Source organism: Rhizobium leguminosarum (genome assembly GCF_019798305.1).
GTDB lineage: Bacteria > Pseudomonadota > Alphaproteobacteria > Rhizobiales > Rhizobiaceae > Rhizobium > Rhizobium leguminosarum_U.
In genome coordinates this window covers 448,848-474,156 of the sequence record NZ_JAAXDD010000002.1, presented here as the reverse complement: position 1 = coordinate 474,156, position 25,309 = coordinate 448,848, and the positions used below count along the sequence as shown (strand labels likewise).

General features: G+C 61.8%; 19 protein-coding genes, 1 other RNA gene and 1 pseudogene. 14 read left to right on the top strand and 7 right to left on the bottom strand.

All coding sequences use genetic code 11. From position 1 onward, the window contains the following. Positions 1–3 precede the first annotated feature (3 nt). The 7 genes from HFO99_RS05750 to HFO99_RS05720 all read left to right on the top strand — a co-directional run bounded on the left by HFO99_RS05750 (position 4) and on the right by HFO99_RS05720 (position 10,909). The gene (locus HFO99_RS05750) at positions 4–1,278 is read left to right on the top strand and encodes a YeaH/YhbH family protein (protein ID WP_222331538.1); all 1,275 of its coding nucleotides are present in this window, start codon (positions 4–6) and stop codon (positions 1,276–1,278) included. After that, positions 1,275–2,825, top strand: coding sequence for a SpoVR family protein (locus HFO99_RS05745; RefSeq protein ID WP_222331539.1), 1,551 nt, complete (start codon positions 1,275–1,277; stop codon positions 2,823–2,825). Before HFO99_RS05750 ends, HFO99_RS05745 begins: the two co-directional genes overlap by 4 nt. A 240-nt stretch (positions 2,826–3,065) precedes the next feature. After that, entirely contained in the window at positions 3,066–3,992 is a 927-nt protein-coding gene (locus HFO99_RS05740; protein ID WP_222359841.1) for an adenylate/guanylate cyclase domain-containing protein, read from the top strand. A 267-nt stretch (positions 3,993–4,259) separates the two neighbouring features. Next, positions 4,260–5,471 (top strand): efflux RND transporter periplasmic adaptor subunit, encoded by a 1,212-nt coding sequence (locus tag HFO99_RS05735; protein ID WP_222359839.1) that lies wholly within the window; start codon positions 4,260–4,262, stop codon positions 5,469–5,471. Then, complete coding sequence (locus HFO99_RS05730; protein ID WP_222359837.1) at positions 5,468–8,620, top strand: efflux RND transporter permease subunit; 3,153 nt, start codon at positions 5,468–5,470, stop codon at positions 8,618–8,620. Before HFO99_RS05735 ends, HFO99_RS05730 begins: the two co-directional genes overlap by 4 nt. A gap of 374 nt (positions 8,621–8,994) precedes the next feature. Next, positions 8,995–9,993 carry a flagellin gene (locus tag HFO99_RS05725; RefSeq protein WP_222359835.1) on the top strand — a complete coding sequence of 333 codons (999 nt, stop codon included), beginning with the start codon at positions 8,995–8,997 and terminating at the stop codon, positions 9,991–9,993. A gap of 250 nt (positions 9,994–10,243) precedes the next feature. After that, positions 10,244–10,909 carry an OmpA family protein gene (locus tag HFO99_RS05720; protein WP_222247209.1) on the top strand — a complete coding sequence of 222 codons (666 nt, stop codon included), beginning with the start codon at positions 10,244–10,246 and terminating at the stop codon, positions 10,907–10,909. A gap of 52 nt (positions 10,910–10,961) precedes the next feature. Here HFO99_RS05720 and HFO99_RS05715 read toward each other — a convergent pair whose 3' ends face one another. After that, positions 10,962–11,369, bottom strand: a complete 408-nt coding sequence (locus tag HFO99_RS05715) for a DUF2000 family protein (RefSeq protein WP_222247211.1) — start codon at positions 11,367–11,369, stop codon at positions 10,962–10,964. A 45-nt stretch (positions 11,370–11,414) separates the two neighbouring features. Here HFO99_RS05715 and HFO99_RS05710 point away from each other — a divergent pair, with 45 nt between their 5' ends. Continuing rightward, the gene (locus HFO99_RS05710; RefSeq protein WP_222331544.1) at positions 11,415–12,335 is read left to right on the top strand and encodes an AraC family transcriptional regulator; all 921 of its coding nucleotides are present in this window, start codon (positions 11,415–11,417) and stop codon (positions 12,333–12,335) included. 51 nt (positions 12,336–12,386) lie between these two features. Here the strand turns inward: HFO99_RS05710 and HFO99_RS05705 are convergent, their stop codons facing one another. Then, positions 12,387–13,481, bottom strand: coding sequence for an AbrB family transcriptional regulator (locus HFO99_RS05705; protein ID WP_222247216.1), 1,095 nt, complete (start codon positions 13,479–13,481; stop codon positions 12,387–12,389). A gap of 253 nt (positions 13,482–13,734) precedes the next feature. Beyond that, positions 13,735–14,637 (bottom strand): LysR family transcriptional regulator, encoded by a 903-nt coding sequence (locus tag HFO99_RS05700; protein WP_222359833.1) that lies wholly within the window; start codon positions 14,635–14,637, stop codon positions 13,735–13,737. A gap of 91 nt (positions 14,638–14,728) precedes the next feature. Here HFO99_RS05700 and HFO99_RS05695 point away from each other — a divergent pair, with 91 nt between their 5' ends. The 4 genes and pseudogenes from HFO99_RS05695 to HFO99_RS05680 all read left to right on the top strand — a co-directional run bounded on the left by HFO99_RS05695 (position 14,729) and on the right by HFO99_RS05680 (position 22,137). Beyond that, positions 14,729–15,763: an aldo/keto reductase gene (locus tag HFO99_RS05695; protein WP_222359831.1), complete on the top strand. Its 1,035-nt coding sequence runs from the start codon at positions 14,729–14,731 to the stop codon at positions 15,761–15,763. 161 nt (positions 15,764–15,924) lie between these two features. Beyond that, positions 15,925–17,337, top strand: coding sequence for an FAD-binding oxidoreductase (locus tag HFO99_RS05690; protein ID WP_222359829.1), 1,413 nt, complete (start codon positions 15,925–15,927; stop codon positions 17,335–17,337). Between the two features lie 202 nt (positions 17,338–17,539). Then, the gene (locus HFO99_RS05685; RefSeq protein WP_222359827.1) at positions 17,540–21,247 is read left to right on the top strand and encodes an AsmA-like C-terminal region-containing protein; all 3,708 of its coding nucleotides are present in this window, start codon (positions 17,540–17,542) and stop codon (positions 21,245–21,247) included. Between the two features lie 189 nt (positions 21,248–21,436). Beyond that, a pseudogene (locus HFO99_RS05680) lies at positions 21,437–22,137 on the top strand (DUF1223 domain-containing protein). A 43-nt stretch (positions 22,138–22,180) separates the two neighbouring features. Here HFO99_RS05680 and HFO99_RS05675 read toward each other — a convergent pair. The 4 genes from HFO99_RS05675 to ssrA all read right to left on the bottom strand — a co-directional run bounded on the left by HFO99_RS05675 (position 22,181) and on the right by ssrA (position 23,757). Continuing rightward, entirely contained in the window at positions 22,181–22,402 is a 222-nt protein-coding gene (locus HFO99_RS05675; protein WP_064246068.1) for a ribbon-helix-helix domain-containing protein, read from the bottom strand. A 108-nt stretch (positions 22,403–22,510) separates the two neighbouring features. Then, positions 22,511–22,705, bottom strand: a complete 195-nt coding sequence (locus HFO99_RS05670; protein ID WP_064249591.1) for a DUF4169 family protein — start codon at positions 22,703–22,705, stop codon at positions 22,511–22,513. A 46-nt stretch (positions 22,706–22,751) separates the two neighbouring features. Further along, on the bottom strand, positions 22,752–23,267 hold the full coding sequence (locus tag HFO99_RS05665; protein WP_003541317.1) for an SspB family protein: 516 nt from the start codon (positions 23,265–23,267) through the stop codon (positions 22,752–22,754). Between the two features lie 127 nt (positions 23,268–23,394). After that, positions 23,395–23,757: a transfer-messenger RNA gene (gene ssrA / locus HFO99_RS05660) on the bottom strand. 111 nt (positions 23,758–23,868) lie between these two features. Here ssrA and HFO99_RS05655 point away from each other — a divergent pair. Next, on the top strand, positions 23,869–24,663 hold the full coding sequence (locus HFO99_RS05655) for a thymidylate synthase (protein WP_222331551.1): 795 nt from the start codon (positions 23,869–23,871) through the stop codon (positions 24,661–24,663). Positions 24,664–24,676: 13 nt separating this feature from the next. Continuing rightward, entirely contained in the window at positions 24,677–25,195 is a 519-nt protein-coding gene (locus HFO99_RS05650; RefSeq protein ID WP_222359825.1) for a dihydrofolate reductase, read from the top strand. Positions 25,196–25,309 lie beyond the last annotated feature (114 nt).

The window sequence follows — 25,309 nt, the reverse complement described above, 5'->3', positions numbered from 1 at the left end:
AATATGCACATTGTCGACCGTCGGCTAAATCCGCGCGGTAAAAGTCTGGAAAATCGGCAACGGTTTCTTCGGCGCATGAAAGGCGCCGTGCAGCAGGCGGTAAAACGTTCTCTGCAAAACCGGAACATTCGCGATGTGCTCGACGGCGGGGAAATCAGCCTGCCGATCGATGGAATGGCCGAGCCGAACTTGAGAAGGGGCGACGGCGGCATTCGCGACCATATCCTGCCTGGAAACAGGGCCTTCGTCGAAGGCGACATTCTTCCGCGCCCGCCGGGGAGCAGTGGCGGAAAACCCAAGGATGCGGGCGAAGGTGACGGCGAGGACGGCTTCCGCTTTGTGCTGACGCGCGAGGAATTCCTCGATGTGTTCCTGGACGATCTGGAACTGCCCGACCTTGCCAAGCGGCGTCTGGCCGAAACCGAGGAGGAAACTCCCTTCCGTGCCGGATATTCCGTGTCGGGATCGCCGTCCAACATCGCCGTCGGTCGCACGACCAGGCTCGCGATGATGCGCCGTGTCGCGCTTCACCGTCCGCGTCGCGAAGAAATCGAAGCCCTGCAGCGCCAGATTGAGGAATGCGAGGACGACCAGAGCCGGCTGGCGCTTCAGGCAAAACTCAAATCTCTGACGGAAAAAAGCCGGCGCATTCCCTATATCGATCCGCTCGACGTGCGGTATCGCCGCTTCGAAAACGAGCCGAAGCCTGTGGCAAAGGCCGTGATGTTCTGCTTGATGGACGTCTCCGGCTCCATGTCGGAACACATGAAGGACCTGGCGAAGCGGTTCTACCTGCTGCTCTACCTTTTCCTGTCGAAACGCTACAAGAAAGTGGAGATCGTCTTCATCCGTCACACAGATAAGGCGGAGGAAGTCGACGAGGAAACCTTCTTCTATGGTCCGGCAACCGGCGGCACGCTGGTCTCCAGTGCGCTAGCGGCAATGCGGGCGATCATCGCGGCGCGTTTCGATCCGGCGGAATGGAATATCTATGGCGCCCAGGCATCGGACGGCGACAACGCCCATTCCGACGGGAACCTGAGCGGACAGCTGCTGCGCGAGATTTTGCCGCTGTGCCAGTATTTCGCCTATATTGAGGTCGGCGAAGAAGGCGGTGACTCCTCGGTATCACGCTCACCGCTTTGGATGCTCTATGACGGGATCCGTTCCGAGCTGCAGCCGCTTTCGATGCGCAAGGTCTGCCGGCGAAACGAAATTTTCCCTGTTTTCCATGATCTCTTCCAGAAACGTGACGCACAGTCGAAGGTGACGCCATGACCATGACGATGAGGACACGAGAACGGCTATTGTTCGAGGGGGCGGACTGGGACTTTTCAACACTTCAGCGCATTCACGACGCCTGCGAGGAGATCGCGCTTAACGAACTTGGCCTCGACGTCTATCCGAACCAGATTGAAGTCATCACCTCGGAGCAGATGCTTGATGCCTATTCCTCGACCGGCATGCCGCTCTTCTACCGCCATTGGTCCTTCGGCAAACACTTCGCGCATCACGAAACCTTCTATCGCCGCGGGATGCGCGACCTCGCCTATGAGATCGTCATCAACAGCTCTCCCTGCATCTCCTACCTGATGGAGGAGAACACGGCGACGATGCAGACGCTCGTCACCGCGCATGCGGCCTTCGGCCACAACCATTTCTTCAAGAACAACTATCTCTTCAAGCTATGGACCGATGCCGAGGGCATCCTCGATTACCTCGATTTCGCCAAGGGTTATATCACCCGCTGCGAGGAGCGTTACGGCGAGACGGCCGTCGAGCGCACGCTGGATGCAGCCCATGCGCTGATGTCGCACGGGGTGCATCGATACGCGGGCAAGACCACGATCGATCTTCGCCAGGAGGAAAAGCGACAGCAGGAGCGCCGCGCCCACGAGGAGAAGATATTCAACGATCTGTGGCGCACTGTCCCTGCCGGCAAGGCTCGGAAGGCGGGCGACAGCGGCCTGGAAAAGCGCCGCGCCGCCCTCGGTCTTCCGCAGGACAACATCCTTTATTTTCTCGAAAAATCAGCGCCGCGGTTGCAGCCGTGGCAGCGTGAAATCCTTCGCATCGTCCGCCACGTCGCGCAATATTTTCATCCCCAGCGGCAGACCAAGGTAATGAACGAGGGAACCGCCACCTTCGTCCACTATCAGATCATGAACCGACTTCACGAGCGGGGGCAGATCAGTGACGGAAACTTCCTCGAATTCCTGAAGTCGCACGCCAACGTCGTGTTCCAGCCGAGCTACGACGACCGGCGGTTCTCGGGCTTCAACCCCTATGCGCTGGGTTTTGCGATGATGCAGGATATCGAGCGGATCGTCACGAAGCCGACGGAAGAGGACCGTGCATGGTTTCCCGATATTGCGGGACGCGGGGACGCGATGGCCGTCCTGCGCGACATCTGGGCCAATTACCGGGACGAAAGCTTCATCAGCCAGTTCCTCAGCCCGAACCTAATCCGGCAGTTGCGGCTGTTCCATCTCTACGACGATCCGGAGCAGACCGAGGGGGTACTGGTTTCGGCGATCCACAATGAGCGCGGATACTTGCGGATCCGCCGCCAGCTCTCCCGCGAATACGATATCGGCTGGACCGATCCGGCGATCGATATCGTCGACGTCGATCTCGCCGGCGACCGCCGCCTGCTGCTGCAGCACATCGTCATGAACGGCTGCTATCTTCAGGAAGCCGACATGAAACTGGTCTTGCAGCATCTTGCCGATCTCTGGGGCTACGAGGTCCTGCTTCAGGAAATTGATGATTCCAACACCGTCGCGAGAGAACACACGGCGAGCCCGCGCAAGATCATTCAGTAACCTGGCGTTTTTCTTGACGTGCTGGAGTTAGATAGATCTGCAGCCGTAGGCGGCATCTGAATCGTCCACGCCACCTCTCATGCCCGGAAAACGCGGGTCGACGATCAGTAATTATCGGTGGTAACGAACACAAAGGCTTAGTAACTTACCGCCGCTGCAATAGCCCATGATCTCCAATCGACCAGTTTCAGCCTTTGCAGCGATCTTTCCCGAGGGCGGATAGCGCGGAGACGAGACACCATGAGTGACACGCGGCGCAAGCTGACGACGATCTTCTGTGCTGACGTGCAGGATTATACGCGGCTGATGGGGGCTGATGAGGAGGGGACGCTCGCGAGCCTCAAGCGCTGCCGGGAAGCGATGGGGCGCCTGATCGAAAGCCATGGCGGCCGCGTCATCAACACCTGGGGCGATGGGCTGATCGCCGATTTCCCGAGCGTGGTCGAAGCGGTGCGCGCGGCCGTCGACACCCAGAATGAACTCGCTGGCTTCAACGCCCGCCGCCCGGCCGACGGGCGCATGCTCTTCCGCATCGGCATCAATCTCGGCGATGTGATCGTCGAAGGCGACGACATCTATGGCGACGGCGTCAATATTGCCGCGCGGCTGCAGGCGTCGGCTGCGGCCGGCGGCATCGTCATATCAAGTTCCGTTTACGACCAGGTCCGCAACAAGGTGGCGGTTGGCTTCGAGTTTCTCGGACCGTTGATGGTGAAGAACGTCGATGAAGGTGTGCCGAGCTACGCGGTGAAGATCGGCGACGCCAAGGACGAGGCGCCGCCTGCTCAACGATCCGGCTACGCGCGTCCGCAGCCGCAGCCGGCGGCGGTTATGGCGGCTGATATGGCCGAGGCAAGGCCGGCACCGCGCGGACGCAGACTGTACGGCATGCTCGCCGTCATCGCCGCTGTCCTGATCGGCGTCAATCTGCTGTCATGGCAGGGCGTCTTCTGGGCGCGCTTTCCCGTGCTTGCGCTGGCCGCCGTCGCGGCGCTCGCCTGGAACCGCGATCAGACCCTGTTCAACCGCAAGATCACCTCGTTGGCGATCCTGGCGCTCGGCATTGCCGGTATCAACCTCTTCACTTGGACGGGGCAGTTCTGGGCGGTGTGGCCGATACTGGGCATTGCGGCCGTGATGGGCTTGCGGTGGTCGATGCGCCGATAGACATCCAACCCGCATCGTCAGGGATTTGTACGGTATCTCGGCCGATAATCGGCAGTGCCAAAGACATGGGCGAGTGTCCGTTCAAGCAAAAGTGAGCGGCCGGGTTATTTCCATTCTCTGCTGATATTACAAATCGGTAATGCCGGCCGCTTATGCTTGCCGGTGAGCTGTAAACGCGCGATATTGCCGCATCAGATGGGAATCTCCATCCCGCAGCGCCTCTTTCGACCGACCCTGGTCCAACCCCGAGTCCCTCTGGAGACGTGAATGGCCTTTTGGAAGCAGTTTATACTGTCGCTCATCGCCATTGTTGCCGGCTTTGCCGCGTGGGTTTTCTTTGTGCCCGGCGCCGGCGATACGATGCGCGATGCAGGTATTCCAGACAGCATCGTTTCCAAGATCGCGCCGAAGGCTGAGGAGACGGCGGATGCCGACGCTCCTACCCGGGCGCAAGGGCAGCAGCGCGGCAACGGGCAAGGGCAGGGACAGAATGGCCGAGGTGGCGGCGGGCGCAACAGCGCCATTCTCGTCGCCACGCAGGCTGTCGTCCAGGGCGTCGTCAACGACCGGCTGAACGCCATCGGCACGGGTGACGCGATCCGCTCGGTTGCGGTCACGCCGCAGGCATCGGGCACGATCCGCGAAATCCTCATCAAGTCGGGCGACAGGGTCAAGGCCGGGCAGGTGCTCGCCAAGCTCGACAGCGAGGAGCAGGTGATCGCCCGCGGCCAGGCCGATGTGGCGGTCAAGGCCGCCGTCGAGAAATCCAACCTCTATCACAACATCAAGTCCAGCGTGTCGCGCATGGACGTATTCGATTCCGAGATCGCCGAGCAAGGCGCTCGGTTGCAATTGCAGGCCGCCGAGCTCAATCTCGCACGGCGTAATATCACCGCGCCGATCGACGGCATCGTCGGCATCGTACCGGTCAATATCGGCGACAACGTCACGACGAGTATCCCGATCGTCACACTCGACGACCGTTCGGAAATCCTCGTCGATTACTGGGTGCCGGAGCGCTTCGCCAATACGGTGTCGGTCGGCCAGCCGGTCGAGGCGATGTCGGTAGCACGGCCGGGACAGGTCTTTGCGGGCGTGGTCGAAGCTGTCGACAACCGCATCGACGCGGCAAGCCGCACGCTTCGCCTGCGCGCCAAGATCGACAATAGTTCGGATGAACTGCGCGCCGGCATGTCCTTCAACGTCAGCATGAAATTTGCCGGCGACAAATATCCGGCGGTCGACCCGGTCTCCGTGCAGTGGGACTCGCAGGGCTCCTTCGTCTGGCAGGTCAACGACGACAAGTCACGCAAGGTGCGGGTCAGCATCGTGCAGCGCAACCCGGATTTCGTGCTCATCAAAGCCGACCTCAAGGACGGCGACGTGATCGTCACACAGGGCCTCCAGCGCGTGCGTGAGGGTGGGGCGGTGCGTGTCAGCGCCGATGTCGCCGCGAATGCGGAGGTCGTCGCCCGATGAGCGTGACCGAAATTCATCAGGACAGAGCCTCGGGCAAGCAGAGCTTCACCGCGCTCTTCGTTCGGCGGCCGATCCTGGCGCTGGTGTTCAACACGCTAATGGTCGTTGCCGGCCTTGCTGCCTATGTCGGCGTCGAGGTGCGCGAACTGCCCGATGTCGATCGTCCCGTCGTCACCGTGCGCACCACCTTCGACGGCGCATCGCCGCAGACGATCGACCAGGAACTGACCAAGGTGATCGAGGGGGCGGTCGCGCGCGTCAGCGGCCTGAAATCGATTTCGTCGACCTCGTCCTTCGGTCAGAGCCGGGTGACGTTGGAATTCTCGGATGCGATCGATCTCTCGGTCGCCGCCAATGACGTGCGCGACGCGATCGGCCGCATTACGCAGAACCTGCCCGACGAAGCCGATGCGCCGCAGATCGTCAAGGCGGATTCGGATTCCTCGGCGATCATGCGCCTCGCCGTCACCTCCACCAATCTCAACATGGACGATCTGACCCAGCTCGTCGAAAACGAGGTGATTGATCGCCTCGCCTCCGTCGACGGGGTTGCCGACGTCGAGGAATATGGCGACCAAGAGAAGGTGTTCCGCGTCGACGTCGACCAGGGGGCTCTCGCCAGCCGCGGGCTGACCATCGCCGACCTGACGAAGGCGCTCGATAATGCGGCACTCGACGTGCCGGCCGGCTCGCTGAAGAGCAATACGCAGGATATCGTGGTGCGCGCCACCGCCAACCTGCAGACGCCGGCGGATTTTTCCAACGTCATCCTGCAGGACCGCGTCCGGCTCGGCGACGTCGCGACGGTGATGCTCGGGCCACGCGACGGCGAGACAGCGCTGCGCTCCAACGGCAGGCCGGGCATCGGCCTCGGTATCATCCGCCAGGCGCAGTCGAATACGCTGAACATCTCGACCGGCATCAAGGCGGCCGTCGACCAACTGTCGAAGACGTTGCCCGAGGGCACGACGATCGCCATCACCAGCGATGACGCCGTCTTCATCCAGGGTGCAATCCACGAGGTAGTGCTGGCGCTGGTGCTCGCCGCCGTCATCGTCACCGCCGTCATCTACCTCTTCCTGCGCGACTGGCGGGCGACGCTGATCCCGGCGGTCAGCATGCCGGTGGCGCTGATCGGCACGCTGGCGGCGATCTATATGGTCGGCTTCTCGATCAACATCCTGACGCTGCTCGCGATCGTGCTGGCGACCGGCCTCGTCGTCGACGACGCGATCGTGGTGCTCGAAAATATCGTACGCCGGCGCTCCGAAGGCATGGGACCGCGCGCCGCCGCGGTGCTCGGCACGCGCGAGGTGTTCTTCGCCGTGATCGCCACGACGGCGACGTTGGCGGCGGTCTTCATTCCGCTCTCCTTCCTGCCGGGACAGGTCGGCGGCCTGTTTCGCGAATTCGGCTTCGTGCTCGCCTTCTCGGTCGGACTGTCGTCGATCGTGGCGCTGACGCTGTGTCCCATGCTTGCCTCGCGCATGCTCACGAAGCCGATGCTCGAAGATCACGGCGCGCTTGGCCGCTTCGGCGGGGCGCTTGCCAATCTCTACAAAGGGGCTCTGCACGGCTGTCTCAACGCGCCCTTCGTGGTCATCCTCTTCTCGGTGATCTTTGCCGGTGCGGCACTCGTCGCCTTTTCGACGGTGAAGAGCGAGCTGACGCCGGAAGAGGACCGGTCGATGGTGATGATGCGGCTGACGACGCCGCAGGGATCGAGCCTCGAATATACCCGCGACAAGATGCAGCTCGTCGAGGAATATCTGCAGCCGCTGGTCGACAGCGGTGACATCCGCAACGTCTTCTCGATCTCCGGGCAGGGCGGTTCGCTGAACAGCGGCTTCATGGTGCTAACGCTCGCCCCCTGGGGAGAACGTGACAGGACACAGACGGAGATCGTCCGCGATATCAACCAGGCAGCCTCCAGGGTGCCGGCGCTGCGCGGCAATGCAATTTCCTCCAACAGCCTGCGCATCCGCGGTGCCGGCAGTGGTCTACAGATGGCGCTGATCGGCAATGATCACGAGGCGTTGACGGCGGCGGCCGCCAAGCTGGTTCAGGCCCTGGAGGCCACTGGCCAATATGATACGCCGCGCCTGACCAACGAGCCCAGCCAGGCGCAGGTATCGGTGGCGATCGATCGCGAGCGCGCGTCCGATCTCGGCATCGACATAACCGGGCTCTCGACGGCGATCCAGTCACTGCTCGAAGGGCGCTCGGTGGTCGACGTCTTCGTCGACGGCGAATCCTATCCCGTGCTTCTGACCTCGACGACGCGACCGATCGACGATCCGACAGACCTTGAGAACGTGTTCCTCAAGACTGGCGACGGCAAGATCGTGCCGATGTCGGTCATTGCCACGATGAAGGAAGGTTCGGTCGCGCCGCAGCTCAACCGCGAGCAACAGCTCGCCTCTGTCGCGATCACCGCCGGCCTCAGGAACGGCATGTCGCTCGGTGATGCCGTCAGCCAAGTGACGGCGCTTGCCGAGCCGCTGCTGCCGCCAGGCTCTCGCTTGCTGCCGCTAGCGGAAGCGGCGACTCTTGAAGAGAATTCGAGCGGCATGGCGCTGACCTTCGGCTTCGCCATCGTCATCATCTTCCTGGTGCTGGCCGCGCAGTTCGAAAGCGTGCTCTCTTCGCTGATCATCATGTCGACTGTGCCGCTTGGTCTTGCCTGCGCCATCTTCGCACTTGTTATCACCGGCTCCAGCCTCAATATCTACAGCCAGATCGGCTTGGTGCTGCTGGTCGGCGTCATGGCGAAGAACGGCATCCTGATCGTCGAATTCGCCAATCAGCTGCGCGACCGGGGCGAGGATGTGCGGTCCTCCATCGAGAAGGCTTGCGCGCTACGCCTTCGCCCTGTGATGATGACGATGATCGCCACCATCCTCGGCGGCGTGCCACTGGTCTTTGCCCATGGCGCGGGCGCCGAAGCGCGCATTGCGCTCGGCTGGGTGATCGTCGGCGGTCTCGGTTTCGCGACGCTGGTGACGTTGTTCATCACGCCGGTCGCCTATCTGCTGCTTGCCCGCTTCGCCAAGCCGCACGCCCATGAGGAGGCGCGCCTGCACGAAGAGATGTCGGTCGCCACGCGGCCGCGCCCTGCGCCCGACGAGCAGCTACAGGCGGCCGAATAAGGCCTTAATCCGATTTCGAACGCTGCCGGACCTGCTGCATCGTTCCTTGAATCGTAATCGATTTAAGGAGAAAATTATGCAGCAATTCGAAGTGCTACAGCGTCCTTTGCTGGTCTGAGAAGACGCGCGACGCCGCAAGCCGGCGGCGTTTCACTTGGTGTATGAAACCTTGTGAAATAAGCTAAATTACTTCTGAAGTTTAGTCGTTTATTAAGCATAAACGGCAATGATTGCTACCGGTAACCGACTGGTCTTCTTCGTTTCTTGGAGGCCGCAACGCGCTGGAATTCCAGCGACCCCGGACATGAGAGTCCGTGCGGACGGTTCATTTCTTGTGCAGTTTGCGTCCTGTTGTGTTTTTGGAGTTTAGTTTCGTGAGTATTTATCAGCGCGTCTCGGTGGATGCGGCGCTTCATGTGCTGCGCGATATCAACCGTAATATGGCGGTCACGCAAAACCACATCACCACCGGCATGCGTGTCGCAGAGGCCAGAGACAATTCCGTCTACTGGTCGATCGCTACCACTGCTCGAACCGACAACAAGGCGGTTTCGGCGATCCAGGATGCACTCGGTATGGCGGCGGCGACGATGGGAACGGCCTATACCGGCGTTCAGAATGTCATCGACGTCGTCTCCGAAATCAAGGCCAAGCTCGTTGCCGCGACCGAAGACGGCATCGACAAGAACAAGATCAACGAGGAGATCAAACAGCTGCAGGAGCAACTGCGCAGCGTTTCGGAATCGGCGACCTTCAATAGCGACAACTGGGTGGTTCTCAACGACGACGCGACGCCGACGCAGCCGCGCCAGATCCCGGCCTCCTTCATCCGCAACGCTGACGGCACGATCTCGGTCGGCATGCTGAGTTACCATATCGACACGACGCCGAGCGGGACCACGACTTCCAAGGACGCGCGCTACCTGATCGACGATCGCGCCACCGGTTCGGGCGAATACGGCGTGCTGACATCGGCCTGCTTCGCCACCGAGCTCGGAGCCTCGCAGGACTATGTGCTGATGCAGAGCAAGAACGGCACCACCACCGGGCAGGTGGTGATTTCGCTCTCAGCCAGCACGACGAAAGGACAGGTCAGCGAAATGATCAGCGTCGTCGATGCAGCGCTGACGCAGCTGACGACGGTCGGTTCGGCTTTTGGCGCGCTGGAAAAACGCATCAATCTGCAGGACGACTTCGCGACGAAACTGCATGACAACATCACTGCCGGCATCGGCCGGCTCGTCGATGCCGACATGGAGGAGGAGTCGAGCAGACTGCGGGCGCTGCAGACGCAGCAGCAACTCGGCCTGCAGTCGCTGAACATCGCCAACGCAACTTACGATACCGTGCGGCAGTTATTCCAGAATTTCTGAGGCCAGACTCTTTTCATCCAAAACGCGTGAAATCGAACTCCGCAGGCAGGAAGTGCTTCCCGCCGCGGAGTTTTCACAAATTCCCGTGGAAGCGCAGGACGGCGTCCACCAAAACTGGTGATAAGGAGCGCATTCCAGCAACATGGCTGTGTTTCGATGCCCGAATTTGCCCTATCAGGAGAACATCTTCATTTTCTTGCCGCAATCCTTGCCATTTGCTCGCATCAGTCGAACGGAGACCGTCCTGTCCATGATCAAGAAATTCATACTTCTCGCTATTGCCGCAAGCTATCTCAGCGCCTGCACGACGACCGATCCCTATACCGGTGAACAGAAGGTTTCCAATACGGCCGGCGGCGCGGCGCTTGGCGCGCTGGGCGGTGCTCTCGTCGGCGTGGCTGTCGGCGGCGGCGGCCACGGCAAGCGTAATGCGGCGTTGATCGGCGCCGGCGTCGGCGCTCTCGCCGGCGGTGCGATCGGCAATTACATGGACCAGCAGGAATCCGAGCTTCGCGCCCAGCTCGAAGGCACCGGCATTTCGGTGACCCGTAACGGCGACAAAATTATCCTCAACATGCCCTCGAACATCACCTTCGACGTCGATCAGGACGCGGTGAAGCCAGGCTTCTATCCGACGCTGAATTCGGTGGCGATCGTGCTGCGCAAGTTCAACCGCACGCTGATCGACGTCAACGGCCATACTGATTCGACCGGCAGCCTGCAGCATAATCAAGACCTGTCGCAGCGCCGCGCGTTGTCGGTTGCCGATTATCTCGGCGGTCAGGGCATCGACCAGCGCCGCGTCTCCGCTGTCGGTTTCGGTCCGTCCCAGCCGGTCGCCTCCAATGCGAACGAGGCCGGCCGCGCGCAGAACCGCCGCGTCGAGATCCAGATCGCGCCGATCACACAGGGCTGATTCCGGCTCATATGCATTTGCGGAAAGGCCGGGTCACTCCCGGCCTTTTTCGTCAGTGCTGCATCGTCGCACCCTTGGTGATTTTGTCGACGATCTTCTTTTCGGCGCGCAAGGCGATGCCGACCACCTTGGCGTCTTCGGGCGCAAATTCTGCGAAGATGGCGCGGTTGGCTGCGTCGTGGCCGGTTGCAAACATTTCGTCGATAAAGAGCGAGCTGGTGATATCGCGCTCCAGCGCGCGGCGATGAATGGCTGATATGGTCGCCTCGTCTGCGGAGAGTACGATGATCGGCTGGATCGATAGCGGATTGTAGAGGTTGCCGGCGCGGTCCCTGTAGGCTTCGCCGATGATCTCGGGATGCCGGCCGGCGATGCCTGTCATCAGGAAGGCGGTGACGTTCAGCTTCTGCCAGCCGGCAAGATTGTTTCGCAGGACGACGGCAATTTTGGTATCAAACATCGGACGGTCTTTCACCTATCTACGGGTTACGGAGTATCGGGCGCGTTGAACCAGGATTTACATCCACAGGTCTTCGAAGGTCTTGAACGTTTGTGCGCGGGACCAACCGGCAACGCTATCCTGGCCGCACCGGCCTTTCCCGGCATCGAACGCATCGAGGCGCAGTTCTCCGGCAATGCCTTCGAGCCGCATCGGCACGACACCTATGCACTCGGCGTGACGCTGAAGGGAGTTCAGACCTTCCGCTATCGCGGCGAGCGGCGCTTCAGTCTGCCGGGGCAGGTGATCGTGCTGCATCCCGACGAGGAGCACGATGGTGGGGCGGGGACGGAGGACGGGCTGCAATACCGCATGCTCTACCTGGAGCCATCGCTGCTGCTTGAATGCTTGGAGGCGGATGGGGTCGGCCTGCCATTCGTCGGCGAACCCGTGATCGGCGATCCGGCGCTGGCGGGTGTACTGCTGGCGGCTCTCGGCGAACTCGACCGCGAACTGGACGCGCTTTTCGTCGACGATTTCGTATCGCAGGTGGCAGGCGGCCTGTCCCGGCATGCGCGCCTGCCGTCGCGGCCGCTGGGCCTCGTCGCCTGGCGGCAGGCGCGGGCGGCACGGGATTATCTCGTGGCGCATGCGACCCGGGCAGTGAATTCCGGCGAGCTTGAGGCGGTGACGGGTCTCGACCGTTTTGCGCTATCGCGGCATTTCCGGGCGGCCTTTGCCACCAGTCCGCATCGCTACCTGCTGATGCGGCGGCTGCAGCAGGCGCGGGCAATGATTGGCGCGGGCGAGGGGATTTCCGACGTGGCGGCAGCGACCGGCTTTGCCGACCAGAGCCATCTCAACCGCCATTTCAAGAAGGCCTACGGCATGACGCCTGGCCAGTGGGCAGCGCTCGCGCATAACTCCGCGCCGCACTCTAAAGCGCGTCGCGTCAATCCGGATTCATGCGACGCGCTAAGTCTTTGATTTATGCATGTCGTTATCCCAAAACCGCCGCACACTTTTGGGCGTTATGCATCAAGCGGGATTTTCCACAAGGCCGGAACGGCGCGCGATGAAACGGGCGAGTATCGGGCCGATCATCAGGATCACCAGGAAACGGCCGGTCTGCATCGCCATCACGAAGGGCACGTCGACATCGCTGGAGGCGGCGATGATGGCGACGGAATCAGCGCCGCCGGGGCTGGTGGCGAGATAGGCGGTCAGCGGATCTATGCCGGCGAAGATGTGAAGCGCCACCGCCATGCAGCCGCAGAGCGCCATCAGCAGCACGATGCAGGCCGATACCCTCGGCAGGGCGCGCGCCACGTGCTTGAGGATCGAGCGGGTGAAACGCAGACCGATGCTCCAGCCGACCAATGCATAGGCGATGGCGAGCAGCCACATCGGCAGCTCGATCTTTAGCAGGCCCATGCCCTGCAGCAGCGCGCCGAGAAAGAGCGGCACAATGATCGTGCCGCCCTGGAGGCGCAGGCGCCGGACACCATAGGCACAAAAGGCGGCAAAAGCCATCGTCGCTGCAAAGGCCGGCCAGTCGATCTCGGGAAAGAGGACGAGTGGCGGCGGCTCGGCGCCGTCGGCTGCCACCCACAGGCGCGAGATCACCGAGGCGCCGACGGCGACGAAGACGACGCGCAAATACTGCATGAAGGCGACGAGACGGGCATCGGCGCCATACGCTTCCGACATGATGACCATGGCGGAGGCGCCGCCCGGCGAGGAGCCCCAGACCGCGGTCGTTCCCGGCAGCACCTGCCAGCGCGTCAAAAGCCAGCCGAGGCCGGTGGCGATGGCGATGACCGAAAAGATGAACAGCAGAAAGAGCGGCGCGTCTTTCGCCATGGTGCCGAGAATATCGGGAGTGATGGTGCGCGCCATCATCAGGCCGACCAAGACCTGGCCGAACTGCAACGGCCAGAAGGGCACGCGAAGCTTTCCCTTGCCGACGGTCAGCGCCAGCGCGATTGCCGCGACCATCGGCCCGATCAGCAGCGAGGCCGGCAGGGCGAAGAGCTCGAGGAAGACGACGAGAGCTGTGGAAAGCGCGAGCAGCAGCGCCCATTTCAGCAGGCCGGCATCCCGAAGCAGGCGGCTCGCGTCGCTGAATGACATGATCTCCGTCTCTTTCCTGGCCGTGCCAAGCCCTGAGGTTGAAGGTAGGAGAAGCTCCGGCATGACGAAGAGAGGCCGGCTGCAGGAGCCGGCCGGCGCGGGTCCGGTATAGGTGGGTGGCACGGCGGCGGTCAATGGCGAAATCTGGCTTCTTGGCGTCTTGGAATGCGAAACTGATTCATGCGGTCGCTTCAAGCCGTTGTTTTAATGCAGATCGTCCTCCAAGCCACTGAACCGTTTTGAACGAAATGCACTAGAAATGCACATGGCTGACGAGAAAATCGAGCAGCGCGCGTACACGCGCCGGCAGCGGGCCACCCTGGCCCACATAGAGAGCGTAGAACTCTTCGAGATCGCCGGGATTGGCCTCCTCAAGCACCGGCACCAGGCGCCCGGCATCGATATCGGCGCGCACGGCGAAGGCGGCAAGGCGGGCAAGGCCGGCACCTGACAAAGCGAGGTGGCGCATGGCTTCGCCGTCTCCCACCTGCACGCCCGGTGTGATCGGGATCATCACCGTTTCGCCGTCGTCGCGCAGCGGCCAGCCCTCGATAGCGCGGGCATAGGAAAAGCCGATACGGCAATGACGGCGGAGATCGGCGGTCGTGCGTGGTTTGCCGTGACGCGAGAGATAATCCGGCGACGCGACGATGATCTTGCCGGTGGCGCCAAGCTTGCGGGCGATCAGGCTGGAATTCTTCAAGGGGCCGGCGCGGATCGCGACATCGGCGCGCTCTTCCATCAGGTCAACTATCCTGTCGGTATGGGAAATATCCAGCGTCACGGCCGGATGAAGCGCCATGAAAGCAGGCACGAGCGGCGCCAGCAGATGGTTGCCGAAGGAGCCGCTGGTGTTGATGCGGATGCGGCCTGAGGCCTGTTCGCCCGTCGAGGCCTGATATTCGGCCTCGGTGATATCGGCAAGGATGGCGATGCTGCGCTCGTAGAAGTCGCAGCCTTCCGGCGTCAGTTGCAGCCGTCGCGTGGAGCGGTTGACGAGGCGGGCGCCGAGGCGTGTCTCCAGCCGGGCGACGAGTTTGCTGACGGCCGACGGCGTCATGCGCCGGACCGTGGCGGCCGCCGAAAAGCCACCGCGCTCGACGACACTGACGAAGACTTCCATTTCGCCGGAGCGATTGATGTCCTGACGGCCCATGATGAATTCACGTCACAAATGTTTTGCTTTTGAGCAATCTATATCATCGAACCGCCAAGGTCTATCTCATAGGAAGACAGGAGACAGGTCCATGGACTACAGAAATCTCGGCGCATCCGGCCTCAGAGTACCGATCTTAAGCTTCGGCGCGGGTACATTCGGCGGCAGCGGCCCGCTGTTCGGCGCCTGGGGCAATACCGATGCCGAGGAAGCCCGGCGGCTCGTCGACATCTGCCTCGAAGCCGGTGTCAATCTCTTCGACACAGCCGACGTCTATTCGGCCGGCGCTTCCGAAGAGGTGCTCGGCCAGGCGATCCGCGGCCGGCGCGACGCTGTGCTGATCTCGACGAAGACGGCGCTACCGATGGGCGAGGGGCCGCAGGACTGGGGAGCGTCGCGGGCGCGGCTGATCCGCGCCACCGAGGATGCACTGCGCCGGCTCGGGACCGATTATATCGACCTGCTGCAGCTTCATGCTTTCGATGCCTCGACGCCGGTCGAGGAGGTGCTGTCGACGCTCGACGGGCTCGTAGCATCAGGCAAGGTCCGCTATGTCGGCGCTTCGAATTTTGCCGGCTGGGAACTGATGAAGTCGCTCGCCGCCGCCGAGCGCCACGGCTATCCGCGTTATGTCGCCCATCAGGTCTATTATTCGCTGGCAGGGCGCGATTACGAATGGGAGCTGATGCCGCTTGGTGCCGACCAGGGTGTGGGAGCGCTGGTCTGGAGCCCGCTTGCCTGGGGACGGCTGACCGGCAAGATCCGCCGTGGCCAGCCGCTGCCTGCGGCAAGCCGTCTACACGAGACGGCGCAATACGGCCCGCCGGTCGACGACGAAAAACTGTTCGACATCGTCGACGTGCTCGACGCCATCGCAGCCGAGACCGGCCGGACGGTTCCGCAGATCGCCATCAACTGGCTGCTCAGCCGGCCGACAGTGTCGAGCGTTATCATCGGCGCCCGCAACGGGCAGCAGCTCAGGCAGAACCTCGGCGCAGTCGGCTGGAGTCTGTCGAAGGCTCAGATCGAAAGGCTCGACGCCGTCAGCGCGGTGACGGCGCCCTACCCCTATTTCCCCTATCGGCGGCAGGAGGGTTTTGCGCGGCTCAATCCGCCGATCGTCTGAGGCGCCGGGGCGTCGGATTTGGCTATAACAGCGGCCTACAACAAAGAGGGAATGAATTCTTCTCCCAATCTTAACTGGACAGCCGCTTTGACTTGCCGCATACCCAGCCTAACCTGCGGAACACGATATGGTTTCCGCGGAATAGCAGGGAGATCAAAGGGATGGCGCTGAAGGACGCAAAGGCCGGCACACGCAACGAGGTGGGTATCGCCGCCGTGCTTGGCATTCTCAAGCAGAGCTTCGGCAAGCGCTTCCAGACCGGGCAGTCCTTCCGCGAACAGCATGCCCATACGACCACCTATATCCCACCGCAGCTGCCGGACGGGGTGCTCTTCGCCGAGAGTGCCGAGGATGTGAAGGCGGCGGTCAGGGCGTGTGCGACCCACAAGGTGCCGGTCATCGGATTCGGCACCGGCACCTCGCTGGAGGGGCAGATCAATGCCGCCCATGGTGGTATTTCGATCGATTTCAGCCGCATGAACCGGGTGCTCGAGGTCAATCCCGAAGATCTCGATTGTACCGTCGAGCCGGGCGTGACACGCGAAGCGCTGAACATTCACCTGCGCGATACCGGCCTGTTCTTCCCGATCGATCCCGGCGCCAACGCCTCGATCGGCGGCATGACCTCGACGCGGGCGTCCGGCACCAATGCCGTGCGCTACGGAACGATGAAGGACAATGTTCTTGCCGTCACCGCGGTCACCGCCAATGGCGAAGAGATCCGCACGGCCCGGCGCGCCCGCAAATCCTCGGCGGGCTACGATCTGACGCGGCTCTTCGTCGGTGCCGAGGGCACGCTCGGCATCCTGACCTCGGTGACGCTGCGCCTGCAGGCGATCCCGCAGAAGATCGCCGGCGGGGCCTGCGCCTTTCCGAGCGTCAAGGCCGCTTGCGATGCCGTCATCATGACGATCCAGATGGGCATTCCGGTGGCGCGCATCGAGCTCCTCGACACGGTGCAGATGCGGGCCTGCAATGCTTATTCCGGGCTTTCCTATGCCGAAAGCCCGACACTCTTCCTCGAATTCCACGGCACCGACGAGACGGTGCCGCTGCAATCGGCAGCCTTTGCCGAGATCGCGGCGGAATGTGGGGGCGGCGAATTCCTGTGGACCGCCAATGCCGAGGAACGGACAAAACTCTGGAAGGCGCGCCACGACGCCTATTGGGCCGCAAGGGCGCTGGCGCCCGGGCTTGCCGCACTTTCGACCGATGTTTGTGTTCCGATATCGAGGCTTGCCGATTGTGTTTCCGCTACGCAGGCGGATATCGAGGAGCACGGGCTGCTGGGGCCGATCGTCGGCCATGCCGGCGACGGGAACTTCCATGTGCTGCTGTTGTTCGACGACAGAAGGGCAGAAGACATCGCCATGGCTGAGAGCTTCGTGCAGCGACTCAACCAGCGGGCACTCGACCTGGACGGGACATGCACCGGCGAACACGGGATCGGGCAAGGCAAGATGGCGTTTCTGGAACAGGAGCTTGGCGGCGCGGTGGATCTGATGCGACAGGTGAAACAGGCGCTCGATCCGGACGACATCTTCAATCCCGGCAAGATTTTCCACCATGGCTGAAAACGGAATACTCTCATGAACTTGGGCCTTGCCCCCGGCATGAATAGCGCTAGAACAGGATGATGTTGGGCCGGCTCAACCTAAAATCTGAATTCTGTTCTCAAATAAAGAGTTAGAGCATGATGTCGTCCGAAAATCGCTCACACTTTTCGGCATCATGCTCTAGTGTCGGCAACAGAATCCCGAATGGAGACGCTTTGCATTGGTAGGCCGGTTCCTCGTCTTTCTGGGGGGAGTGATCGTCGTAGTGCTGTTTGTGGCGCTGCTTGCGCCGCTGTTCATCGACTGGACGGATTTCCGCAAGAATTTCGAGGATCAGGCAAGCCGCATTATCGGCAAGAAAGTCACCGTCTACGGCACGGTGGATGCGCGCCTGCTGCCGTTTCCATCGGTGACGCTGCATGACGTGCGCGTCGGCCAGGAAGCGGACGGCACGCCGATCGTCAAGGTCGAGCAGTTCTCTATGGATGCGGAGCTCGCACCTTTCCTGTCGGGTGAAGCGCTGATCTTCGACATGCGCATCGTCAATCCGAAGGTGCGCTTGAGATTGCTCAAGGACGGCACGCTCGACTGGATGCGCGGCAGCCGCGCGGAAATACCGGCAAGGACCGTCGTACTTGAAAACGTGCATGTCAGCGGCGGCGAGGTCGAATTCATCGACGACCAGTCGGGCCGCTCGCGTCGCATCACCGGCCTCAATGCGGAAATGTCGGCAAAGTCGCTGGCCGGTCCCTGGCGCATCGAGGGCGACGCTGCGCTCGACGGCGAGCACGGCGGCTTCTCGATCTCGAGCAGTCAGCCGGACGAGAAGGGCGTGCTGCGCATGCGCACGAGGCTTTCGCCGGACAAGCACCCTGTCAGCGTCGATCTCGACGGCGAACTGAAACTCGTCGACAGCAGGCCGAACTATCAGGGCCAGCTTTCGGCCGCGATCGAAATCCGCAACAGCGCCAAGCCCGCCAACAAAAAAGAGCAGCCGCCGCGTGTCAAGGGCCGCTTCGAACTCACCAATGAACGCATCCGCATTCCCGAATACCGGATGGAGATCGGCCCGACCGACGATCCCTATGTCATAACCGGCGAGGCGACGCTCGATACCGGCAATGCGCCGGAATTCCTGTTGACCGCTGATGGGCAGCAGATCGACGTCAACCGCATCGGCAATCAGGGCGCGTCGGGCAAGACGACACGGGATCCCGCTGTTTCGGCGCGCCAACGGCTGAATTCGCTGATCGATATCGTCCGGCAGGTGCCGATCCCGCAGGTGCCGGGCAAGGCGAGCGTCAAACTGCCGGCGATCGTCGCCGGCGATACGACGCTGCGCGACGTCCAGCTGGAGCTCGAACCTGCCGGCACCGGCTGGATGATCGACAGCGCCACCGGCACGCTGCCGGGGCGTACGCAAGTGGAAGGCAAGGGCAAGCTCCTGCTTGAGGGCGAAGCTTCGTTCAATGGCCAGATCGTGGTGGCCTCCAGCCAGCCGACGGGGCTTGCCTCCTGGCTTGCCGGCTCGGTCGATCCGGCTATCCGGCAATTGCGGCAGGCTGGCTTTTCCGCGAATGTCAGCCTGACGCACGAATTGCAGCGTTTTGAAAATCTCGAGATTGCCATCGGACCGGCGACGCTGAAGGGTCGGCTGGAGCGCCAGGCGATCTCCGGCCAGACGCCGACGCTGTCGGTGGCGCTGAACGGCGATACGCTCGATCTGGACGCGCTGCAGGCGCTGAGCGGGCTCATGACTGGCCCGGATGCCGGCGATAACGTGCTCGACCACAAGATCGCCGCCCAGCTCAAGGCCGATAAGTTCACGGCCTTCGGCGTCGACGCCGAGAATGTCGAGACCACCTTTACGATCGCCGATGGGGCGCTTGCCGTCGACCAGCTGTCGATCAAGAACATCGCAGGCGCCGAGCTGACGGCGACGGGCAGGGCGGAGGGCTCGCTGCTCGATTACAAGGGCGCCGGTGAGATCACTTTCAAATCGGCCGATCCCGGCGGGTTCTTCACCATGCTGCGCGGGCACCTGCCGCATCACCCGGTGCTCGACCGGCTGGTGCGCAATGCCGGTTGGTACGGCAATACGGCCTTGCGCGGCGCACTGACGCTCGGCGGCGACGAGGGCAACGCGCTGACCGTGACGCTTGCCGGCGTGGCGAACGGCAGCCGCGTCAATCTCGACTACCGCATGTCCGACCTCCTGGCGTTGACCGGCAACGGCACGACGAGCCTCGAGGCGACGCTCGAAAACGCCGTGCCGTCCATCCTGTTCGGTCAGGCCGGGCTCGACCCACTGCCGGTCGATGTCGGGGCCAATGGCCGCCTGACGCTCAAGGTGAAGGCATCGGGCAACGATCCCGCCGATGCGGCGCTGAGCTTTGCGACCGACCGGACCTCGTTCATGGCCAACGGCAAGGTCGATGTCCGGCCGGAGAGCTTCATGAACGGCCAGATCGCACTGTCGCTCGACAGCGCCGATATCGACCCCTATCTCATCATGAACGGCATCGCCCTGCCGCAGACCGGAACCGGGCTGCCGCTCGGCTTGCAAGTCAATGCAGCCGTCGATGGCGACAAGATCGTCCTTTCGGATCTTAAGGGGCATGCGGCCGACAACGAATTTTCAGGTGCGCTGACCGTCGACCGGAAGGCTGCGAAGACGACCGCGAGCGGCGGCCTGACACTCTCTAAGGCCGATGCCGGCTGGCTCGGCGAGGCGGTATTCGGCCAGATCGTCGATCCCGCCAACGGTCAGCTGACGACGGCGCCGCTGGGGCTGCCCGTCTTCAAGGATCTCGACGTCAACGTGAAGCTGACGGCCAAGCAGTTCTGGCCGGGCCTACCGGAAACGGCGGTGTCGGACTTCACCAGCAACGTCGCCTACAAGGGCGACGAGCTGCAGCTCAACGACATGGCCGGCAACTGGGACGGCGGAAAGCTTTCCGGCAACCTGCTCTTCACCAATGCCAACGGCACCGGCTTCCTACAGACGAAGATTGCGCTTGCCGATTCCGATCTTTCCGGCGTCGTCTGGCTGCGCGACGGCGCGCCGATCGCCAACGGCAAGTTCGGATTGTCGCTGTCGATGGAGGCCTCGGGCAAGACGATCGGCGAGATCGCCAGCTCGCTCAATGGTTCCGGCGAACTGAGGCTCGGCGATACCAGCATACGCGGGCTGAACCTTGCCATCCTTCCGCCGCTGCTTGCCGCGACCGATACGATGCAGGAGCAGATCAATGCCGGCAAGGTGCACCCGATCATCGAGACGCTGCTCAGCAACGGCGAGGCGAAGCTGCCGCCACTCGGCATCCCCTTCAACATCACCGACGGGACGCTGAGGGTGCAGAACGTCACCGTCGCCAACGATCTCGCCCGCATCACCGCCGATGCGCAGATCGCGCTGCCGGAAGAGCGGGTCAGCGCGACGCTGGGTGTCGGATTCAATCCGGGAACAGAAGCGCTTTCCGGCGCCGAGCCGGCGCTCAAGCTGAATTTTTCCGGCATGCTGCCGTCACCCGGCAAGACGATGGATGTCACCGATATCACCAGCTATCTGTCGCTGCGCGCCTTCGAGCGCGAGCGTCGGCGGGTCGAGCGACTGCAGGCGATCGTGCTCGAAAAACAGCGGCTGCGCCGCGAGGTGGCGCTCTATCGGTTTAACGACGCCGAGCGCATCAAGGCGGCCGAGATCGAGCAACAACGGCAGGCGGAGGAAGAGCGGCTGCGTGCATTGGCGCAGGAGGCTGCCGAACGCAGGGCCGCCGCCGAGGCGGATGCCGCACGTGTTGCGGCTGAAGCGAAGGAGAAGGCGGATGCGCAGGCAAGGGCAGCAGCCGAGGCAGCGCGTCAGGGCGAGCAGTCGCAGCCCGGCCAGCTTAATTTCGATCATGTGCCGGGTGTTCAGGCGCAATAAAGCGAGCCACAGCCACGGCTCTTCTTCTCTCGGCGACTTGCCTTGTTCTCTCCGGCGCGGGCCGGTTGACCGGCCGTTACGACGATCACGTTGACGTGACGACGTAACAAACCGCCCCCTCACAGCGAAATCAAACATATCGGGTTGGGTGGTTCCAACATCGAAGCCGTTTGAAAAGGGAGCGCCAACATGAACCAGCGGGGAAAGATCGCTGTAACGATCGCATCAGCTCTTGCCGCCGTCACGACCACGATGCCGGTATTTGCCGCCGATCGATCACCGACGGTTGTCGAGCTGTTCACCAGTCAGGGCTGCTCGTCTTGCCCACCAGCCAACGCCAATCTAATCAAGATCAGCAGCCGCCCGGACGTGCTGGCGCTGAGCTTTTCGGTGACCTATTGGGATTATCTCGGGTGGAAGGACACCTACGGGAAACCGGAATATACGCAACGGCAGGTCGACTACGAGCCGGCGCTGCGGCAAGCTGGTCCCTTCACGCCGCAAATGGTGGTGAACGGCACGACAACCATAGTCGGCAACCGCCTTTCGACGTCGAAGCGCTGTTATCCCAGGCGCGACCGGCCAAAGGGCCGAGCCTCGCACTTGATCATGATCTCATCGAGATTGGCGGAACCTCCAATGTCGCGAACGCGGCCGACGTCTGGCTCGTTCGTTATGATCCGCGCATCGAATCCGTTCCGGTGGCGCGTGGCGAGAATGAGGGCAACACCCTGCCGCACACCCATGTCGTGCATCGTCTCGATCGCTTGGGAATATGGAATGGATCGAAGGCTTCCTTTCCCCTTCCTCTGTCGGAATCAGGGTTGAAAACGGCCATCCTGGTGCAGGCGCCGAATGGAGGTCCCATCCTGTCGGCGATCACGGACTGAGCTTTGCAACGACACTCTCAATGACGCGCGGCCACGTTGCGCGTCACCTTGCCTGAATTGCGGCCTTCAGCCACGAGAGCACATGCAGCCGCAGCGCTGAGGAGAGGTTGCTGTCCGTAGGGCGGTGGTCGTCGATTTCGGAAATCAGGGTAGCGAGCGGGATCGAACGGCTTGCGGCGATCGTCTTCAGTTCGGCCCAGAATTCATCTTCGAGCGAGAAGCTGGTGCGATGACCGTGCAGTGTCGCCGAATGCTTACGGATCACGACGGGCTGTTTCAGATCTTGATTGGGGTTTAGAGATCGATTCAAGGTGATCGCGCAAGTGGCTGATCGCAGAATCCATTCCGGCTCTTAAAGCTTTGCGTGAAGCCGTCATGCGCCGTCGTCATCGGTTTCGATCCGGCCGTCGCGATGGGCCTTGTCTGCCTTGTCATTCAAGCTGCGGGTCAGTTGTTTCTCGGCCTTGGTGCGGCCGAAGGAGATGCGGTTCTGCTCGGCCTGCCTCTCCTTTTCGGAACGGGCCTGCTTCTTGCGGAACTGGCGCAGGTTGACGATTTCGGCGCTCATGGCCCTCGATTCCTATGGAAAACGGAGGCAAAGCCTCCCTTTCAAATCACTGCTTCTTGCGAAAGGAGTCGAGTGAGACGACGGAGCCGGGTTTTTTCTCCTCGCCGTCGGCGGGTTTTGCGCCCGCGGCGTCATCGGGCTTTCCGGCCGCATCCACCGGATAGGCAGTGATTTCGCCGGACGGCAATTCCTCGCCATCGGCGAGAGGCACATCGAATTCGAGCTCGAAGTTGACGGAGGGATCGTAGAAACCGCGGATCGCATTGAATGGGATGACCAGCTTTTCCGGAACGTCCGAGAAGGAAAGGCCGATCTCGAAATGCGTTTCAGTGATCTTCATATCCCAGAACTGGTGCTGGATGACGATGGTCATCTGCTCGGGGTATTTCGACTTCAGGTGCTGGGAGATCCGCACGCCGGTCGCGCCGGTGAGGAAGGTGATGAAGAAGTGATGATCACCGGGCAGGCGACCCGTAGCTGCGACTTCCGCCAAAACCTTGCGGATGACGCCGCGAAGTGCATCCTGTGCCAGAATGTCGTAGCGGATATGATCCTGCCCCATGCTTTTCCTGTCTTTCGTCGGTTCGGAGTCTTTTCACAAGGTTGTATGCCACGTCCGGGCGCCTTGGGAAAGACCGGAGCCGAGTCACGTTTTTAAGCAGCATACATGATTTCGGCGGCAGGGAGAAGGTGAAGGCTTCTGTTGCCAGGTGCCTTCGGACCCCGCCTAGAGGTGCGAACCACTAGGACTTTGATTGAAGTGTCACACCGCGATTAAGCAGCGAGACGAGCTTCCGCATAGTTGTCGTTTGCAACTACAATTTTAGCCCGATAACGGCGGTACAATGCCGAGCAAAAAGACGATCTTTACACCCTTGTCGATCCTGTTTCGCCCCCATCAAAAGCCGGCCTTTAAGACCGCCGGTTTTTGGTGGAGGCGCCGGGTACCGCCCCCGGGTCCAATAGGTTTATTACACCGCTCATTTATCGCCATAGCCGGCCCGAAAGCCGGCAGGGGTGATATAGTGGTTTCCTCAGCCCAAGGAAAGGGCAAACGTCATAAAAGCGTAATGCGATCCATCAAAAACATTGGGAAAATGCCCGCCGGTGATTGGTTTCCCGGTTCCGAAGGCTTAAATTAGCCGAAACGGAATCAGCGCGACATGAAGCAATATCTCGATCTCTTGAATCATGTGTTGGAAAAGGGCTCCGACCGGGGCGACCGTACCGGCACCGGCACGCGTTCGGTCTTCGGCTATCAGATGCGCTTCGACCTCGACGAGGGCTTCCCCGTCCTCACCACGAAGAAGCTGCATCTGCGCTCGATCATCCACGAGCTTCTCTGGTTCCTGAAGGGCGAGACGAACATCCGCTATCTCAAGGAGAACGGCGTTTCGATCTGGGACGAATGGGCCGACGAAAACGGCGATCTCGGGCCGGTCTACGGCGCCCAGTGGCGCTCCTGGCCAGCGCCGGACGGCGGCCATATCGACCAGATCGCCAATCTGGTCAAAGGCATCGTCAACAATCCGAATTCGCGCCGCCACATCGTCTCGGCCTGGAATCCGGCCGAGGTGGACGAAATGGCGCTACCGCCCTGCCATTGCCTGTTCCAGTTTTATGTGGCTGACGGCAAGCTTTCCTGCCAGCTCTACCAGCGTTCGGCCGATATCTTCCTCGGCGTGCCGTTCAACATCGCCTCCTATGCGCTGCTGACGATGATGGTGGCTCAGGTGACCGGGCTGAAGCCCGGCGATTTCGTCCACACGCTCGGCGACGCCCATCTCTATCACAACCATTTCGACCAAGCGAAGCTGCAGCTGGCGCGCCGGCCGAAACCGCTGCCGTTCATGCGCATCAATGCTGATGTGGAGGATATTTTCGGCTTCACCTTCGACGACTTCGAGCTGATCGGCTACGAGGCCGATGCCAGCATCAAGGCGCCGATCGCCGTCTGATCCGGGACAACTCATGGCTGACATCCGCAGGACCATTATCGCCGCCGTTGCCCGCAACGGCACTATCGGCCGCGATGGCGACATGCCGTGGCGGCTTTGGAGCGATCTCAAACGCTTCAAGGTGCTGACATTGGGAAAGCCTGTGGTGATGGGCCGCAAGACCTACGATTCGATCGGCAAACCGCTGCCGGGACGGCCGAACGTCGTTATTTCGCGACAGGCGGCGATAGACCGTGCTGATGTCAGCATGGCCCATTCGCTGCCCGAGGCGATAAAGGCGGCCGAAAGGCTGGCGCTCGAAACCGGCGTCGACGAGATCTGCATTCTCGGCGGTGGGCAAATCTATGCCCAGGCGATCGGTCTTGCCGACCGGATGTGCATCACGCATGTCGAGGCCGATCTTGACGGCGACGCGTCGTTTCCCGCGATCGATCCCGATATCTGGCAGGCAGGGGAGGCGATCGCGGTTCCAGCCGGCGAGAAGGACAGCTACCCCACGCGTTTCATCGTCTACGAACGTCGACACGCCTGAAAATGAACTATTTTCCAATTAAATTGACCAAGTTTCTCGCGCTGCGTTGAAAGCCGATGCGGCGATACCTATAACGGTCACCAACGCGTCCGCCGGTCAGCCCCCACGGTTTCG

Bases quoted from the DNA above. Each gene is read 5' to 3' on its own strand.
- HFO99_RS05705 (WP_222247216.1), bottom strand. From the start codon at position 13,481: ATGTCATTCAGCGACGCGAGCCGCCTGCTTCGGGATGCCGGCCTGCTG.
- HFO99_RS05745 (WP_222331539.1), top strand. From the start codon at position 1,275: ATGACCATGACGATGAGGACACGAGAACGGCTATTGTTCGAGGGGGCG.
- HFO99_RS05670 (WP_064249591.1), bottom strand. From the start codon at position 22,705: ATGAGCGCCGAAATCGTCAACCTGCGCCAGTTCCGCAAGAAGCAGGCC.
- HFO99_RS05690 (WP_222359829.1), top strand. From the start codon at position 15,925: ATGGCGCTGAAGGACGCAAAGGCCGGCACACGCAACGAGGTGGGTATC.
- HFO99_RS05700 (WP_222359833.1), bottom strand. From the start codon at position 14,637: ATGGGCCGTCAGGACATCAATCGCTCCGGCGAAATGGAAGTCTTCGTC.
- HFO99_RS05735 (WP_222359839.1), top strand. From the start codon at position 4,260: ATGGCCTTTTGGAAGCAGTTTATACTGTCGCTCATCGCCATTGTTGCC.
- HFO99_RS05730 (WP_222359837.1), top strand. From the start codon at position 5,468: ATGAGCGTGACCGAAATTCATCAGGACAGAGCCTCGGGCAAGCAGAGC.
- HFO99_RS05720 (WP_222247209.1), top strand. From the start codon at position 10,244: ATGATCAAGAAATTCATACTTCTCGCTATTGCCGCAAGCTATCTCAGC.
- HFO99_RS05740 (WP_222359841.1), top strand. From the start codon at position 3,066: ATGAGTGACACGCGGCGCAAGCTGACGACGATCTTCTGTGCTGACGTG.
- HFO99_RS05715 (WP_222247211.1), bottom strand. From the start codon at position 11,369: ATGTTTGATACCAAAATTGCCGTCGTCCTGCGAAACAATCTTGCCGGC.
- HFO99_RS05655 (WP_222331551.1), top strand. From the start codon at position 23,869: ATGAAGCAATATCTCGATCTCTTGAATCATGTGTTGGAAAAGGGCTCC.
- HFO99_RS05665 (WP_003541317.1), bottom strand. From the start codon at position 23,267: ATGGGGCAGGATCATATCCGCTACGACATTCTGGCACAGGATGCACTT.
- HFO99_RS05695 (WP_222359831.1), top strand. From the start codon at position 14,729: ATGGACTACAGAAATCTCGGCGCATCCGGCCTCAGAGTACCGATCTTA.
- HFO99_RS05650 (WP_222359825.1), top strand. From the start codon at position 24,677: ATGGCTGACATCCGCAGGACCATTATCGCCGCCGTTGCCCGCAACGGC.
- HFO99_RS05750 (WP_222331538.1), top strand. From the start codon at position 4: ATGCACATTGTCGACCGTCGGCTAAATCCGCGCGGTAAAAGTCTGGAA.